Here is a 14,673-nt window from a genome sequence, read left to right on the forward strand (position 1 = left end):
ACCAAGAAAGGGACCACGTAATGCAGGAAGCCCCCGCGGCGCTCGCCGTCGACGTCAAGGCCACCGCCAGCAAGTGGATCGACGCCAACATGGCCCGGCTCTCCGAATGGCACCGGCACATCTGGGAGCTGGCCGAGCCGGCGTGGCGTGAATATCGCTCGGCCGCCTGGTACGTGGAGCGGCTGCGGTCCGAGGGCTTCGACGTGGAGGTTGGCAGCGGCGGCATGCCTACCGCCTTCAACGCCGAGTGGACGTCCGGGACGGGCGGTCCGGTGCTGCTGACCTACGCCGAGTACGACGCCGTGCCCGGCAACTGCCAGGCCGCCACCACCTCGGAAGCCCCGCGGGAGGGCCTGAGCCCTTTCGCGCCCGGACACACCGATCCGCATTCGGCGCTTGGGATTTCCACGTTGGCCGGACTGCTGGGCGCCAAGCATGCAATGGAGGTCCACGGCATCGACGGCACCCTGCGCTACACCGGCGAGCCCGCCGAGAAGGTGCAGGGCTCCAAGGTGGTGCACGGGCTGCGCGGCTATTACGACGGCGTGGACGCGATCGTCAGCTTTCACCCGTTCTACATGCTGCCGCTGTGCAACACCGCCCGCTGGGACACTCAGTGCGGCAGTTACTACTCCAAGGTGTACTCGTTCATCTGTGACGAGCCGGAGACCTGGCAGCTCTCGTCCAACCCGAACTCGCCCATCCCGGCGTCCCACTCGGCAGCCCGGGCACCGGGCGCAAACGTGGCGCTGATGCAGATGTACACCAGTTCGCGGGTGATGCAGGATGCGATGCTGCCCTCGTTCGGAGGGTGGAGCCTGTCGGATGCGATCCTCGGCTCCGGGCAGGCCACGGCGGATAACCTGCCCGCGCGGATCGCGCAGATCCAGTACTCCTGGCGTTGCCCCACGCTGGAGATGGCTGAGCATGTGCTGTCCGTCCTGGACCGCAACGCTACGCACGCCGCCGCCATGGCGCACTGCCGCGTCGAGGAGACGTGGGTTGCCCGCAACCGCCCCGGCATCACGAATCACGTGCTGGCCGAGGCGCTGTATGCGAACCTCGAGCAGGTGGGAGCGCCTGTTTATAACGACGACTCCGTCGCCGCCGCCCAGGCGATCCAGTCCGGTCTGGGCATTTTGCCGATGGAGAAGCCGTTCCTGGACGAGTGTGAATCCCTGATTACGCCGCAGGACGCCGAACGTGCGCTGCGCGAGCACCTGGCGCCGTGGCAGAAGAACTGGACTAGTGATGACTACGTGGAAATGACGCACTACGCGCCGACGGTCCGGTTCTACGTCTCACGACCCGCGCTGAAACCAAACCCCGACGGCGGCGCCTACCCAGGCTGGGTGATGAACGCACTCGGCGGCATTCCGGCGGCTATCGATCCCACCATCGAGGTTGCCGGAAAGACGATTGCCGGTACGTTTGTGGATCTGTTGACGAACTCCCAACTGCTCGCCGAAGCGGGCGATGAGTTCCGGCGTCGTAAAGCTGAGGACCCAACCGGGCCGCTGCTTCCCGCTGATTTTGTGGCGCCGGTTGGGCTGGCGTGGCCGGATTACTCTAGGGCTGAGGGCTCCGAAGGAAGGATCTGGAACCCGCAGACGCTCTGAACCCGGCGCCGCTGACTGCGTTCACCATGGTTCTACCGAAGTCTTATGCCAAGGAACTGAATGGGTCCGAGACGCCGTGCGACTGAGAACGAGAGGAATTCATCCCCGTCAGCTGTGTGTAACGCGGTAGCCGTTCCGCGTACTTCTTAGTGAGAGCTGGATCGGGTTGATAACTCGCTTCAACAGCGCCAGCCAGTTGGCGGAGCACATCGGTGGATCCGTACACGCCCACCGCGAGACCCGCCAACGCTGCTGCACCCTGGGCAGCTCCGTGTCCGCTGGCAGGCCGCACGATGGGTATTCCCAGCACGTCGCTCTTGATAGCGAGCCATGCGCGGGATGAGGCACCTCCACCTGTGCTTATGGCGCGATCAACAGCGAAACCATGGTCCCTCAAAGCCGCCACGTCTTGAGCAAGGGCTAACGCATTGCCTTCCATGGCGGCAAGCATAAGATCGGTGCCGTCAATCGCGAGATCGATTCCATCGATGATTCCTCGTGCGCTCTGATTCCAGGATGGTGTGCGCTCCCCGGCAAGACTTGGCACCATGGTGAGCCTGCCAGGGCGGTCTCGGGAGAGGATCGCATCGTCGTCACGCAGGTCTCTCGTAGTGTCCAGGTTGTTGATCCAGTCGACGGTTGCGCCGGCGGTGACCTGCGCAGTAATCAAGAGATCGACGTCGGGCACACAATGGCGGGAATGGATAAAACCAGGGACGTAGGTCCCGCGAGGCACAGCCAGGATCGTGACGCTGGAGAATCCAGTCATATCTACGAGGGGATCACCGACCTCCAGTGTGCCTGCTTCGAGCGCCGAGCCCACAGAGTCGATACCGCCGGCGACCACGGGAGTCCCGACCGGAATGCCAGTCACCCGGGCAGCTTCCGCCGTTACCCAGCCGACGACGGCCGACGAGGGAACGATTCGTGGGAGGTACCGCATGGAGGGTTCGGCTTTGAGTAGTCGTTCGTCGAAGGAGGTCTCTTGGTCGTTGAAACCCTGCATTAGCGACGCGGTCGTGTCGTCGAGGACAGCAACGCCGGTAAGTTGCTGCACTATAAAGCCGTTTGCCGATAAAACGTGTGTGGTCTTGTCCATGGCGCTTGATCGATGACTCGCCAACCAGGGAAGCTTGGCAGTTCCGAAGAACGGGTCTGGTCCGTTCCTTGACTCCGGCACAACATCCGCAATGCGGTTAGCCTCATTCACAGCTCGTCGATCCAGCCAAGTCAGAGCTGGAGCTGTTGGCGTGCCGTCCGCGTCAATGGGAACCAGGGTGGGAGCTTGCGAAGTGACGGCGACTGCCGTCACCGGTGAGCTGCCGATGACAGTGGTAGCAGCACGGGCCACCGCAGCCCACCACGATCGGGCATCCTGCTCTGCTCCTGCGCCGTCCGTCGCAGTGGGATAGCGGACTGAGCAATCCGCAATACGCTGACCGCACGTATCTGTTGCTACAACTTTCACCGAGCTTGTGCCGACGTCAATGCCGATCAGCAGGCCTGATGTCATGGAAGTGCCAATCCCGCCACCTGAGGAGGCGCTGGCTCCCATAGTGGGTTCAATGCCGGTTCGCCTTGAACGTATCGCCGGACCTCCTCTGCGACACCAGCGGCGGCGCGTTGGGCGGTTTGCTTGCTTGCACCAGCGATGTGCGGGGTCACCACCACATCATGTCCCTCATGGGCGAGCGAGAACAACCGGTGGCTGAAATCAACTGGCTCTTCAGGGAAGACGTCGAAGGCGGCTCCGCCGAGGTGACCGCTCTCGATGGCGGTGGCGACGGCGTCGTAATCGACGAGCCCACCGCGGGCGGCGTTCACCAGAAGCGAGCCCGGACGCATCAGCGCGATTCGATCTGCATTCACCATGGAACGGCTCTCCGCCGTCAGACGCGCGTGTACCGAGACAAGGCCGCTTCGACGAAAGACCTCCTCAGGCGAGGAGACCTGCTCAATGGCATCGTCCAGAAGACCAGCAGGGAGATAGGGGTCGAACACGACCACGTGCGCACCCATCGCATGGAATACGCGGGCGACATGCGCCCCGACTGCACCCGCGCCAAGCAATCCGACGGTTGATCCCGACACCTCGCTGCCCACTGCATCGTCTCTATAGAGGTCACCGCGCCACTCGGAACGCATCAAACTCGAGTGTGCAAGCGGAATTCGCCTCAGCAACGCCAGAGCCAGGCCGATAGTCATCTCTGCGGTGGCGATTCCATTCCGTCCCGGCACGTTGGCGACCCGGACGCCACGCTTGCGAGCGGCTTCTACATTGACGTTTGTCGGACCGCCGCGCGAAACCGCGATCAATTTCAGATCAGGTGAGGCGTCCAGCACGCGCTCCGTCAAGGGCGCGAGCTGGGTGACAATTGCTGACATTCCCTGCAGGGCAGCAATTAGCTGATCTTCGGTCCCTGAGGCTTCGTCCACTTCCCCAACTCGGCCGAACGGCTCATCAGGCCAGCCGAATTCGATCTCTCGAATCTGAGCACGATCGCCTAGAGCGCGCTCCAGGGATTCGCGTAGGAGCGCGGATCGTATGAATCGGTCGCCGGCTGCAAGCACTCGAGTCATGAGGTGCAGTCCTTTCCGCCGTGAAATCAGTCGCGGCATTCAAATCATTCGGGTACGACGGACGGCCGTATCGGTCACATTGGTCCACAGCGCGGTGCGCTACCTGTGCCCGCCACGCTCTGAGCGGGACGGGCACAGGCAGCCGGCTGAATCAGCCGCCGTACACCTCGTCGTAGTACTCCTGCGCATTTGACTCGTCGATTACCTCGACTGGCATGTACTGGTCCTTCTCAACTTCTTCCCCGTTCAGGAGGGCAGACGTCATGTCAATCAGCGTGCGGCCGTGAGCCTTACCGCCCCCAAGGCTGATCGAGGTTTTCTGGGGTTCTCCGTTGATGATGTTCTGGATCTCCTGCTCAGTAGCGTCAATGCCGAACAGCCCGAAGGAGTCGTAGTCCGAAATGCCAGCGGACTTGACGCCTTCATTCGCTCCGACAGCCCCGCCTCCACCGATCGTTGCAATGACTTTCATGTCCGGATTGGCCTGGAGGAAGTTTTCGGCATTAGTCACGCCTTCCTCCGCAGTGAGTGCTGGAGCAGTGGCAACGAGTTCCGCATTTGGAGCGAGCTCTGCTATTGCTTCCTTGATTCCGTTGGCTCGCTCGATGATCTCCGGGAACCGGGGCAGATCCATCAAACCCCACTCAACTGGTTCGTCGGGGTAGTTCTCGTTTATCCAGGCAGCGGCGGCTTCACCGTTTGCGTATCCCGTGTCATAGGCGTTGACAAGATATTGAGCATCGTAATTCTCAAGCACTTGGGTGTATCCAACTACTTCGATTCCAGCCTCCTGTGCCCTCAGAGTGACATCAGTAAGCGCGTTGGACTCAACGGCACAGATGATAATGGCGTCTACACCCTGCTGGATGAAGTTTTCGATCTGCGTTACCTGCTGCCCGGCGCTATTCTGGGCATCGACGTAGTTGACCTCCAGCCCCTCTTCCGCGCCGTACTCCTGTGCTTCCTGAACGAGCTCCGCCCATACCGGGTTGCTGAGGTCCGAGAACGTAACACCCACGGAGTAACTGTCGCTATCGTTGTTGCCCGCGGCCGGAGTGGTTGCGCCGGGGGTGGAGCAACCAGTCATGGCCAACAGTGCTGCTGCTGACGCCGCTATAAAGGTACCGACTTTTTTCATTGGTATTTCCCTTTCGGATTGCTGACATCTCGACCTCGATGTCAAGAGTTGTTTCGAGGGCTTGGTGATTTGAGGAATTAGACGGTGACGCGGTTTGAAGGCTTGGTCAGGGCAACGCCACCAATTTGCTTGCGACGTCCGGATGAGGACTTGGACCGCGCGTCGTAAATCACGGCAATGAGGAGGATGGCGCCCTTGAGGACCAGTTGGACGTATTCGCTGACGTTCATCAGAACGAGGCCATTGTCGAGAACTCCAACAATGAGAACACCGACGAATGCTCCGAACAGATGACCGCGCCCTCCCATGACGCTCACTCCGCCAAGCACACAGGCGGTGAGGACGTCGAATTCAAAGCCCGCACCGGTTGATGACTGTGCCGAGTTCAAGCGGGAAAGTAACAGCACCGCCCCAATTGCGGTGAAGAAACCTCCAAGCGCGTAGACGAAGATCAAGGTCCGGCTGGTGTTTACACCCGAGAGCCGTGCCGCTTCAACGTTGTTTCCGATGGCATAGAAATAGCGCCCGATGTACGTCTTGTTGAGTAGGAATATCCCTGCCGCCCAGACCAGAATCATGACTATGAGCGATACAGGAACACCTGCAAGGGCTCCCTGTCCAAGGAACGAGAACTCGGTCGGAAAGCCGAAAATCGGCAGGCCGTCTGAAAGCAGGTAGCTAACGCCGTTCAGAATCGTCATCATTGCGAGGGTGACGATGAGCGGAGCGACCCCCGTCAGCGTGATGATCAGCCCGTTGATCAGGCCGATCGTAGTACCGAGCACGAGCACCGCGACGATGGCGATATACCAGGGCAGGCCGTACTGGGACATGAGGAGCCCGCACACCACGATATTCAGTGAGATCTGATAACCGACAGACAGGTCAATGCCGCCGGTGATAAGGATGAAAGCAAATCCCACGGCAACAATCCCGAGGGTAGCGACTTGGCGGGAGATATTGAACAGATTGTTCGGATCGAGGAAATTCGGAGTGAGCAGGCTGAACCCGATCACCAGCACGATCAGAACCAGGAGGATGCCGAGTTCATTCATCCTCGGTGCAAACTTTGTAATCATCCGATTTTCCCTTCAGCAGCCAAAGCCAGCACTGCCTCTTGCGTAATGTCTCGCTTTTCCAAAATTCCCTGTTGCTCACCTTCGCGGAGAACGACGATCCGATCTGCCATCCCAATCAATTCCTCCATGTCGGAAGAGATCATGAGGATCGTTTTTCCTTCCGCAGCGAGCCGATTCATGATCAGGTAAATCTCGGCCCGGGCGCCGACGTCGATCCCGCGTGTGGGCTCATCGAAAATGAGCACTTCTGGCTGGGTTGCCAACCACTTGGCGAGAACGACTTTCTGCTGGTTCCCGCCACTGAGATTTGCCACCTTCGAGGAACTTCCAGGAGCCTTGATGTCCAGGTTCTGCATGTAATTGTTGGCGAGCTTTGCTACTCGCTGTTGCGGGATAACCCCAAATCTGGACATCCCTTTCAGCAAGGGCAGGGAGATGTTGTCCCTTATGGAAAAGTTGAGTATCGCACCGTGCCGTTTGCGATCTTCGGGGACCAGGGCTATCCCATGATTGATCGCCTGGATGGGGTTTCTGGAGAGCACGGACTTGCCGTGCAAGGTAATGCGACCAGACTGTGCAGGCTTGCTCCCGAAAATAACCTCCATGAGTTCTGTCCTGCCGGCACCAATCAGGCCGGCGAACCCGAGTATCTCCCCGCGGTGTGCGTCAAAGGTGATCCCGCGGACGCCATTCCCGCTCACATTCTCAGCGGCGAGAGAGATCTCACCGATCGACGATTCCCGCATCGGATATCCTTCACTGAGCTCACGCCCCACCATCAGGTTGATCAGTTCGTTCCGCGTTGTCTCGCTGGTCTTTCGGGTTCCGATGTACTTGCCATCGCGGAGTACGGAGACGCGGTCGGAGAGGCGGAAAATCTCATCCATGCGGTGGGAGATGTAGACAATGGTGATGCCGTGACTCTTGAGTACGTCCACTACGCGGTACATAGCCTCCACCTCGGACGCTGTCAGCGGCGCGGAGGGTTCATCCATGATGAGCAGGCGGGCTTCCTTCGAGATGGCTTTTGCGATCTCGACGATCTGTTGATAACCCGTGGTGAGATTCTCAACGAGTGAGTCTGGGTTGATGTCGACGCCCAGCCTTTTGAACAGCTCAGCGGATTTCGCTCGCATCGTCTTCTTGTCGAGTACTGGTCCCCTGGCGATGTATTCACCGAGGAAGACATTGTCGGCAGCGCTCAGAGTGGTTACGAGAGTGAACTCCTGGTAGATAACGGCTACGCCCAGCTTCCGTGCGAGCTGCGGAGTCAGCGAGGGATATTCTGAGTCCCCGATGGTTATGGTTCCGCCGGTGGGTTCAATAGCCCCCGCGAGGATCTTGATGAGAGTGGATTTGCCGGCGCCGTTCTCACCGACGATCGCATGAACTTCACCTTCTCGGAGATCGAGGCTGACGTCGTCGAGCGCGGTGACGCCTGGATACTGTTTGAAGACGGAGTTGACGCTGAGCAGCACGTTTGCCGCGCGAGGTGTCGAGATTACGTCTGAGCTCATCATCGCCAACCTCCCGCGTGATGAGAGGTCGATGCTTTTTCCTTCATCTCACGTCCTTGTTCGTTGAAGCCTGCTTCAGCGCTTCGGTGCGCGAAAGCTAACACTGATTCTGTTACATCATGTTAGAAGCTGTCAACTATTGACGTGATTTAGTTCATATTCTGTACGTAAGCGTTCCTCAGCGAAGGTCGCCCGCGAGAGACCGGTAAGGCTGGAGGTCGGGGTCCGATGGGTCACGTTCAGTGGCGAGGACGTCAATCCCGTTCAGTGTGATTGCGATAGCGGTTGCATTATCGCCTAGCTTGTCGGAGTGCACTCCGATGATCACCTGGGCAGACGAACGGGCAAAAGCCCGCTTGATTTCAGCTTCCTCGAGCGTATCTTCATAGCAGGCACGTTGATCGAGCGCCGCTGCAGAAGCGAAGAGCTGCGAGAACCGCATTCCCTCGATGCACGCGGTGGCAACGGGACCGATCAGCGAATCAGAACGCCTGTCCGCAGCGCCGCCGGTCAATATGGCGGTGACGTTGGGGCGGTCCTGTAGAACCTGGAAGGTAACCAACCCGTTGGTGACAACTACGAGGTCCTCACTGGGGGAAATCATCTGCGCCAACCGGTGCATGGTCGTAGAGGAGTCCAACGCAATCACTCCCTGGGATGGCACAAGGGGGAGCAGTTTCTCCGCGACCTTCTGCTTCTCGTCCACGTGTGAACGCTCGCGGCCGTGAAACCGCACTGGACCGCTATATACAGCCCCGCCCCGAACCCGACGCGCGGTGCCGTTGCGTTCAAGGCTATTGAGGTCTCGCCGTACCGTCATCTCGCTGACGCCGAGAGCATCTGCAGCTTCGGTGAGGGTGATCGTTTTGGATGCACGCAGGTGCTCCAGAAGCCAGGAGCGGCGCTCCTCAGCAGCGAGAGAGTTCATTCGGCTCATTCTATGGGGTCAACCGCCTGCAGCCCGCACAAACGCGAAGGCTTGTGTCATTCAGTTAGAAGTTGTTAGATTCTCTCATACCTAACAACTTCTAACATGGGATGTCGACGATGACCTCAGTGGTCCAGGACCTCATTGAGCGCTCCAACCGGCTTGGCGCGGATAAGCGGAACACGAATTACGCGGGCGGTAACACGTCTGCGAAGGGCACGGACACTGACCCGGTGACGGGCGAGAACGTCGAGCTCCTCTGGGTTAAGGGCTCCGGCGGTGACCTTGGCACGCTCAAGGCCGGGAATCTCGCTGTCCTCCGCCTGGATCGGTTGCGTTCGCTGACGAATGTGTACCCGGGTGTGGACCGCGAGGATGAGATGGTTGCCGCGTTTGATTACACGCTGCATGGCAAGGGCGGAGCTGCCCCCTCGATCGACACGGCCATGCACGGCCTGGTCGACGCCGCACACGTTGATCACTTGCACCCGGACTCGGGTATCGCGATCGCGACGGCGGTCGACGGCGAAGCACTCACTGAGAAGATCTTCGGCGACAAGGTGGTGTGGGTCCCCTGGCGTCGTCCCGGCTTCCAGCTCGGCTTGGACATCGCCGCGATCAAGGCCGAGAACCCGCAGGCGGTCGGCACGATCCTCGGCGGTCACGGCATCACCGCGTGGGGCGATACCTCCGAGGAGGCGGAGAACAACTCGCTGTGGATGATCGAGACCGCTGAGCGGTATATCGCCGAGAACGGCGCCCCGAATCCCTTCGGCGAGCCGCTGGACGGTTATGCGCCGCTGTCCTCCGAGGAGCGCCGTGCCAAGGCGGCAGCCCTTGCACCCGTGATTCGCGGGCTTGCCTCGACCGACCGGGCGCAGGTTGGGCACTACTCGGACGACGACGCCGTCCTGGGTTTCCTGAGCGCTTCGGAGCACCCGCGCCTGGCGGCTTTGGGGACGTCCTGCCCGGATCACTTCCTGCGCACCAAGGTCAAGCCGCTGGTCCTTGACCTGCCGGCGGGTGCGCCCATCGAGGACTCCATCAAACGTCTCAAGGAACTCCATAAGGAGTACCGCGAGGACTATGCGGCGTATTACGAGCGCCACGCGGATGGGGAGTCCCCGGCTATGCGCGGGGCTGACCCGGCGATTGTTCTGGTTCCCGGCGTCGGCATGTTCTCCTACGGTGCGAACAAGCAGACCGCGCGTGTGGCCGGTGAGTTCTACATCAACGCGATCAACGTGATGCGCGGCGCCGAGGCGATTTCCACCTACGCACCCATTGATGAGTCGGAGAAGTTCCGCATCGAGTATTGGGCTTTGGAGGAAGCGAAGCTCGCACGGATGCCCAAACCCAAGTCCCACGCAACCCGTATTGCGCTGGTGACCGGTGCTGCGTCGGGCATTGGCAAGGCCATCGCCACCCGCCTCGCCGCGGAGGGCGCGTGCGTGGTCATCGCCGACCTGAACCTGGAGAACGCTCAAGCCGTCGCCGATGAACTGGGCGGGTCCGACGTCGCTCTCGGCGTCCAGGCCGACGTCACCGACCCCGCGCAAGTACAGCAGGCAGTCGACGCCGCGGTGCTGGCCTTCGGCGGGCTGGACCTCGTGGTCAACAACGCCGGCCTCTCGATCTCCAAGCCGCTGCTGGAAACCTCCGAAAAGGACTGGGACCTGCAGCACAACGTCATGGCCAAGGGATCCTTCCTGGTCTCCAAGGCCGCCGCGAAGGTCCTGATCGACCAGGAAATGGGCGGCGACATCATCTACATCTCGTCGAAGAACTCGGTCTTCGCAGGCCCGAACAACATCGCCTACTCCGCCACCAAAGCCGACCAGGCGCACCAGGTGCGCCTGCTTGCGGCTGAACTCGGCGAGCACGGCGTGCGCGTCAACGGCATCAACCCCGACGGCGTTGTCCGCGGCTCCGGTATCTTCGCCGGCGGCTGGGGCGCCAAACGCGCCGCTGTCTACGGTGTGGACGAGGAGAAGCTCGGCGAGTACTACGCCCAGCGCACCCTCCTCAAGCGCGAGGTACTGCCCGAACATGTGGCGAATGCCGCCGTCGTACTCACCTCCGCCGAGCTCTCGCACACCACCGGCCTGCACGTGCCGGTCGACGCCGGCGTGGCCGCCGCGTTCCTCCGCTGACAGCAGGAGATTCGATCTCGTGAATTTCATCAGTGATCTTGTCAGGGCTCCCAGTTCGCTTGAGAAGTAGCTGCAGAGATGGGGAGCTTTCTCGCGCTCCGGGATACCCGAGGTAAGGCTGGCGGGTCAGCGCCGGCGTCGTTTTCTGGCCCGGCGTGCACCGCGGCAACTCCACAGTGAATCCTGCGTCGAAGCTTCGTGTTTGCCGGATGCCGTACCTCCATACTGAATGCATTGCAACCGCATTCATGAATCTGGGGATAACTGTGTCTATGACCATCCGTGTCAAAGCCAAACTCTGCTTAGCCATTCTGGGAGTTGGGCTTTTGGCCCTCACCGGTTGCGGAAGTACCGACTCCGCCGTGGCGGACCCGGATTCGATTCCGACGGCGACGGCTAGCCCGAGCTCCACACCCAGCTCCACTCCATCACCAAAGCCGACTCCAAGCGCCACTCCCACGCCCGAGGTAACCGTCACTGAAGAGTGGATCGAGTCCGATATACCGTTTGAGTCGGTTCGGCAGGACGATCCGAATGCGGAGCTCGGCAGCGAGGCCCTGCTCGTGGCGGGAGTTGCCGGAGTGAAAGCGACTCGGTACGAAGTGACGTTCACGGACGGAGTTGAGACCGCACGGGTTGCGGCGGGCGAGGAAGTTCGCATTGCACCGGTGACTGAAGTGATCGGAATCGGCTCAAAGCCCGCAGAGATTGCGCCGCCGCCCCCGGTCGAGGCTGCAATACCCGCCGGAAACTGCGATCCGAACTACGCGGGTGACTGCGTGCCGATTGACAGCGACGTCGATTGCGCGAGCGGCAGCGGCAACGGGCCATCCTATGTACAGGGTCCGGTAACGATTGTCGGCACTGATATTTACGATCTCGACGGAAACGATGGTGACGGGGTCGGCTGCGAAAACTGATCGCCGGATGTGCAGAATCACAATCCACTCGCCTGAACCGGTTGTCCCGCGCCACTGACCGCCGCGCGTTGTCCTGAAACGATGGTCGAACCATCGATTAGACAAAGGACTTCCAATCATGAGCAACGGTGCTGTGCCGAATCCCGATCCCACCAACTTCACCGGAGCAGACGCCGCATTCCTGCGGGACTTCGCCGCCCTGTGCACATTTGGCGCTACCCCGGGAGGGGGAGTGGAACGGCAAGCGGGCTCACCGGCAGACGGAGAACAGCGGGCCTGGCTGACCGAACTCCTCCAGGGCAACGGGTTCACGGTCTCCTTCGACCAGGTGGGTAACCAGTTCGGCTTGCTGGAGTTGCAGCCCGGCGCACCGTTCGTGCTGGTCGGCTCCCACCTCGACTCCCAGCCGACCGCTGGACGGTACGACGGCGCGTACGGTGTCCTCGCTGCCGCGCACGCCGCCTTCCGGCTCGCAGCACAATGGAAAGCAGACGGAACGGCTCCCCGTTACAACCTGGCAGTGGTGAACTGGTTCAACGAAGAGGGCGCCCGCTTCAAACCGTCCATGATGGGCAGCTCCGTCTACACCGGGAAGATGACGCCCGAGGTTGTACTCGACATCACGGATCCCGCGGGCATCACCGTCCGTGAAGCGCTCGACGCAACCGCCTCACTGGGGCAGGGACCCGGACCGAAGGCCGCTTACGCCGCCGAGATCCATATCGAGCAAGGCCGCAGCATGGAGCGCGATGGCATCACTATCGGCGTTGTCGACTCCAACTGGGCGGCCAACAAGTACGAGTTCGAGGTCCACGGGGAACAGGGGCACACCGGCTCAACCGTGATCGCTGACCGGCGCGATGCGCTTCTCGGAGCATCGATGCTCGTGGTTGCTGCCAGGGAGATCGCAGATCACTTTCCCGACGGCGCCCTCCACACCTCCGTGGGGCAGCTGGACGTCTACCCCAACTCTCCCGTGGTTGTCCCGTCACTGGTCAACCTCCTCCTTGACCTGAGGTCCGCCGACGAGGAAATCCTCGCCCAAGCGGACCATATGCTTCATGACCGCATCGGGCAGATCGAAAAGGCTGCCCGGGTGGAGATTCGCAAGACCGGATCCCATTGCTGGCCGGTCACTCCGTATCAGCCCGAGGGAGTGGCCCTGGCGGAAAAGACCGCAGCAAACTGCGGGCTGACCTACAAACGGGTCAAGACGCTGGCCGGACACGACTCCACCAACTTGAAGGACATCGTTCCCACCGTGATGCTGTTCGTACCCTCAGTGGAGGGCATCTCCCACAACGAGCACGAGTACACCACCGACCAGGACATCATCAGCGGCCTGCACGTGCTGACCGACGTCGTCCGTAGCCTCTGCCTTGGCGAGCTCGACAGCTAAGCCCCACCTACAGACGGAGGGAGCCCGGCCAATCGGCCGGACTCCCTCCGTCTGTATAACAGCAAGTCCTTATGCTGACTCGTCCACACCGCACCAGTCAGCGATGAACAGGGCAATAGTCTTCGTTACGTTGCGCACGGACTCGATGTGTACCCGCTCATCGAAACCGTGAATCGCTTCCGACACGGGCCCGTACGTCAGCGCGGGGATCCCGCCGTACAGGGTGAAGACCCGCCCGTCGAGGTAGCCCGGCGTTGTGAAGCTTCGCAGCGCTGAGCCGAAGACGCCCTCGTGTGCGGACGCCAGTACTGCCTCGGCATCCGAGCCTTCCTCCAATACATAGCCCTCCGAGAAGAACCCTGTCCGCTCGGCCGAGACGTTGGCCTCCGAACCGGTGTTCCGGAGACACTCCTCAATTTCACCCCAGGCGTCAGCTGCGGCGATTCCCGGATACAGCGCGGCACGGACGTCGAACTCGCACCAGGACGGCACACTTGAGGGCCAGTCACCGCCGGAAATCATGCCGATATTGAAGTTGATCGGATGATGTACGTCCTCGAAGTACCGGTGGCTGCCCTGATCCGCGTTCCACTTGGCTTCGAGTTCCCGGAGAGCGCCCATGACCGGGTAAGCCGCGTCGATGGCATTGAAGCCGGATGACATCTCCCGCACATGGGTGGGTTTGCCGGAGACACGGACGCGGAACCAGATGACCCCCACGTTGGCACGCACCAACATGTTCTCTTCCGGTTCCGGTATGACGACGGCGTCTGCCGTGTAGCCCCGCTGCAGCGCGGCCAGCGAGCCGTTGCCGGTGCACTCCTCCTCCACAACTGACTGGAAGTGGATGGTTGCTGCCGGTTCAAGCCCGGCAGCGCGGATGGCATCGAACGCGAAAAGGTTGGCCGCCAGCCCCGCCTTCATGTCACCGGAACCCCGGCCGTACATCCAGCCGTCCTTGATCTCGGCATCCCAGGGGCTGCGCTCCCAGGTGTCCTCGGGTCCCGTGGGCACCACATCGATGTGCCCGTTCAGGATGAGGGAACGTCCTTTGGATTCTTGCGGGGTGTAGGTACCCACCACGTTGGTGAGGTCTTCGAAGGCTACAGTGCTGGGACCGTAGCCCACATGCCCGGCCAGTGCATCGCCGTCGAGCGCCCAGCGGTCCATTGCAAGCCCGCGGGATTCAAGCTCAGTGAACATGAGGTCCTGCGCGCTGGACTCGGCCGCCCGCAGCGAGGGATGCCGGACCAGTTCTGCGGTGAACTCGAGCTGGCGGTCGAAGGCTGTATCGACGGCGTCGGTAATCCGGCGCGCGGTTCCTGGATTCAACATGGGTC

Annotated in this window: 11 protein-coding genes; 4 read left to right on the forward strand and 7 right to left on the reverse strand. The window is 61.2% G+C overall.

Annotated features, from left to right (window positions below; genetic code table 11):
- The first annotated feature begins 20 nt into the window (after positions 1-20).
- On the forward strand, positions 21-1,619 hold the full coding sequence (locus tag BJ994_RS03075) for an amidohydrolase (protein WP_167991361.1): 1,599 nt from the start codon (positions 21-23) through the stop codon (positions 1,617-1,619).
- 43 nt (positions 1,620-1,662) lie between these two features.
- On the opposite strand, the gene BJ994_RS03080 is transcribed toward BJ994_RS03075, so the two are convergent.
- From BJ994_RS03080 to BJ994_RS03105, 6 genes are all read right to left on the reverse strand, one after another.
- Positions 1,663-3,132, reverse strand: coding sequence for a xylulokinase (locus BJ994_RS03080; protein WP_167991362.1), 1,470 nt, complete (start codon positions 3,130-3,132; stop codon positions 1,663-1,665).
- A complete protein-coding gene (locus tag BJ994_RS03085) occupies positions 3,129-4,199 on the reverse strand; it encodes a 2-hydroxyacid dehydrogenase (protein WP_167991363.1) in 1,071 nt (356 codons plus the stop codon). Before BJ994_RS03085 ends, BJ994_RS03080 begins: the two co-directional genes overlap by 4 nt.
- 151 nt (positions 4,200-4,350) lie before the next feature.
- Complete coding sequence (locus tag BJ994_RS03090; protein WP_167991365.1) at positions 4,351-5,337, reverse strand: sugar ABC transporter substrate-binding protein; 987 nt, start codon at positions 5,335-5,337, stop codon at positions 4,351-4,353.
- A gap of 77 nt (positions 5,338-5,414) precedes the next feature.
- Positions 5,415-6,359, reverse strand: a complete 945-nt coding sequence (locus BJ994_RS03095; protein ID WP_209066562.1) for an ABC transporter permease — start codon at positions 6,357-6,359, stop codon at positions 5,415-5,417.
- 53 nt (positions 6,360-6,412) lie between these two features.
- A complete protein-coding gene (locus tag BJ994_RS03100) occupies positions 6,413-7,933 on the reverse strand; it encodes a sugar ABC transporter ATP-binding protein (RefSeq protein ID WP_167991370.1) in 1,521 nt (506 codons plus the stop codon).
- 178 nt (positions 7,934-8,111) lie between these two features.
- Positions 8,112-8,861, reverse strand: a complete 750-nt coding sequence (locus tag BJ994_RS03105) for a DeoR/GlpR family DNA-binding transcription regulator (RefSeq protein ID WP_167991372.1) — start codon at positions 8,859-8,861, stop codon at positions 8,112-8,114.
- 119 nt (positions 8,862-8,980) lie between these two features.
- On the opposite strand from BJ994_RS03105, the gene BJ994_RS03110 reads away from it, so the two are divergent.
- From BJ994_RS03110 to BJ994_RS03120, 3 genes are all read left to right on the forward strand, one after another.
- A complete protein-coding gene (locus tag BJ994_RS03110) occupies positions 8,981-11,014 on the forward strand; it encodes a bifunctional aldolase/short-chain dehydrogenase (protein WP_167991374.1) in 2,034 nt (677 codons plus the stop codon).
- Between the two features lie 272 nt (positions 11,015-11,286).
- Complete coding sequence (locus BJ994_RS03115; protein WP_167991377.1) at positions 11,287-11,934, forward strand: G5 domain-containing protein; 648 nt, start codon at positions 11,287-11,289, stop codon at positions 11,932-11,934.
- A gap of 118 nt (positions 11,935-12,052) precedes the next feature.
- Positions 12,053-13,333 carry a M20 family metallo-hydrolase gene (locus BJ994_RS03120; RefSeq protein ID WP_167991379.1) on the forward strand — a complete coding sequence of 427 codons (1,281 nt, stop codon included), beginning with the start codon at positions 12,053-12,055 and terminating at the stop codon, positions 13,331-13,333.
- Between the two features lie 69 nt (positions 13,334-13,402).
- On the opposite strand, the gene BJ994_RS03125 is transcribed toward BJ994_RS03120, so the two are convergent.
- Positions 13,403-14,668, reverse strand: coding sequence for an ArgE/DapE family deacylase (locus BJ994_RS03125; protein WP_167991381.1), 1,266 nt, complete (start codon positions 14,666-14,668; stop codon positions 13,403-13,405).
- Positions 14,669-14,673 lie beyond the last annotated feature (5 nt).

The sequence above is a fragment of the Arthrobacter pigmenti genome (assembly GCF_011927905.1).
Classification (GTDB): Bacteria; Actinomycetota; Actinomycetes; order Actinomycetales; family Micrococcaceae; genus Arthrobacter_D; species Arthrobacter_D pigmenti.

Coding starts and splice junctions, on each gene's coding strand:
- BJ994_RS03105 (WP_167991372.1), bottom strand. CDS start 8,861: ATGAACTCTCTCGCTGCTGAGGAGCGCCGCTCCTGGCTTCTGGAGCAC.
- BJ994_RS03080 (WP_167991362.1), bottom strand. CDS start 3,132: ATGACATCAGGCCTGCTGATCGGCATTGACGTCGGCACAAGCTCGGTG.
- BJ994_RS03125 (WP_167991381.1), bottom strand. CDS start 14,668: ATGTTGAATCCAGGAACCGCGCGCCGGATTACCGACGCCGTCGATACA.
- BJ994_RS03115 (WP_167991377.1), top strand. CDS start 11,287: ATGACCATCCGTGTCAAAGCCAAACTCTGCTTAGCCATTCTGGGAGTT.
- BJ994_RS03075 (WP_167991361.1), top strand. CDS start 21: ATGCAGGAAGCCCCCGCGGCGCTCGCCGTCGACGTCAAGGCCACCGCC.
- BJ994_RS03120 (WP_167991379.1), top strand. CDS start 12,053: ATGAGCAACGGTGCTGTGCCGAATCCCGATCCCACCAACTTCACCGGA.
- BJ994_RS03110 (WP_167991374.1), top strand. CDS start 8,981: ATGACCTCAGTGGTCCAGGACCTCATTGAGCGCTCCAACCGGCTTGGC.
- BJ994_RS03085 (WP_167991363.1), bottom strand. CDS start 4,199: ATGACTCGAGTGCTTGCAGCCGGCGACCGATTCATACGATCCGCGCTC.
- BJ994_RS03100 (WP_167991370.1), bottom strand. CDS start 7,933: ATGAGCTCAGACGTAATCTCGACACCTCGCGCGGCAAACGTGCTGCTC.
- BJ994_RS03090 (WP_167991365.1), bottom strand. CDS start 5,337: ATGAAAAAAGTCGGTACCTTTATAGCGGCGTCAGCAGCAGCACTGTTG.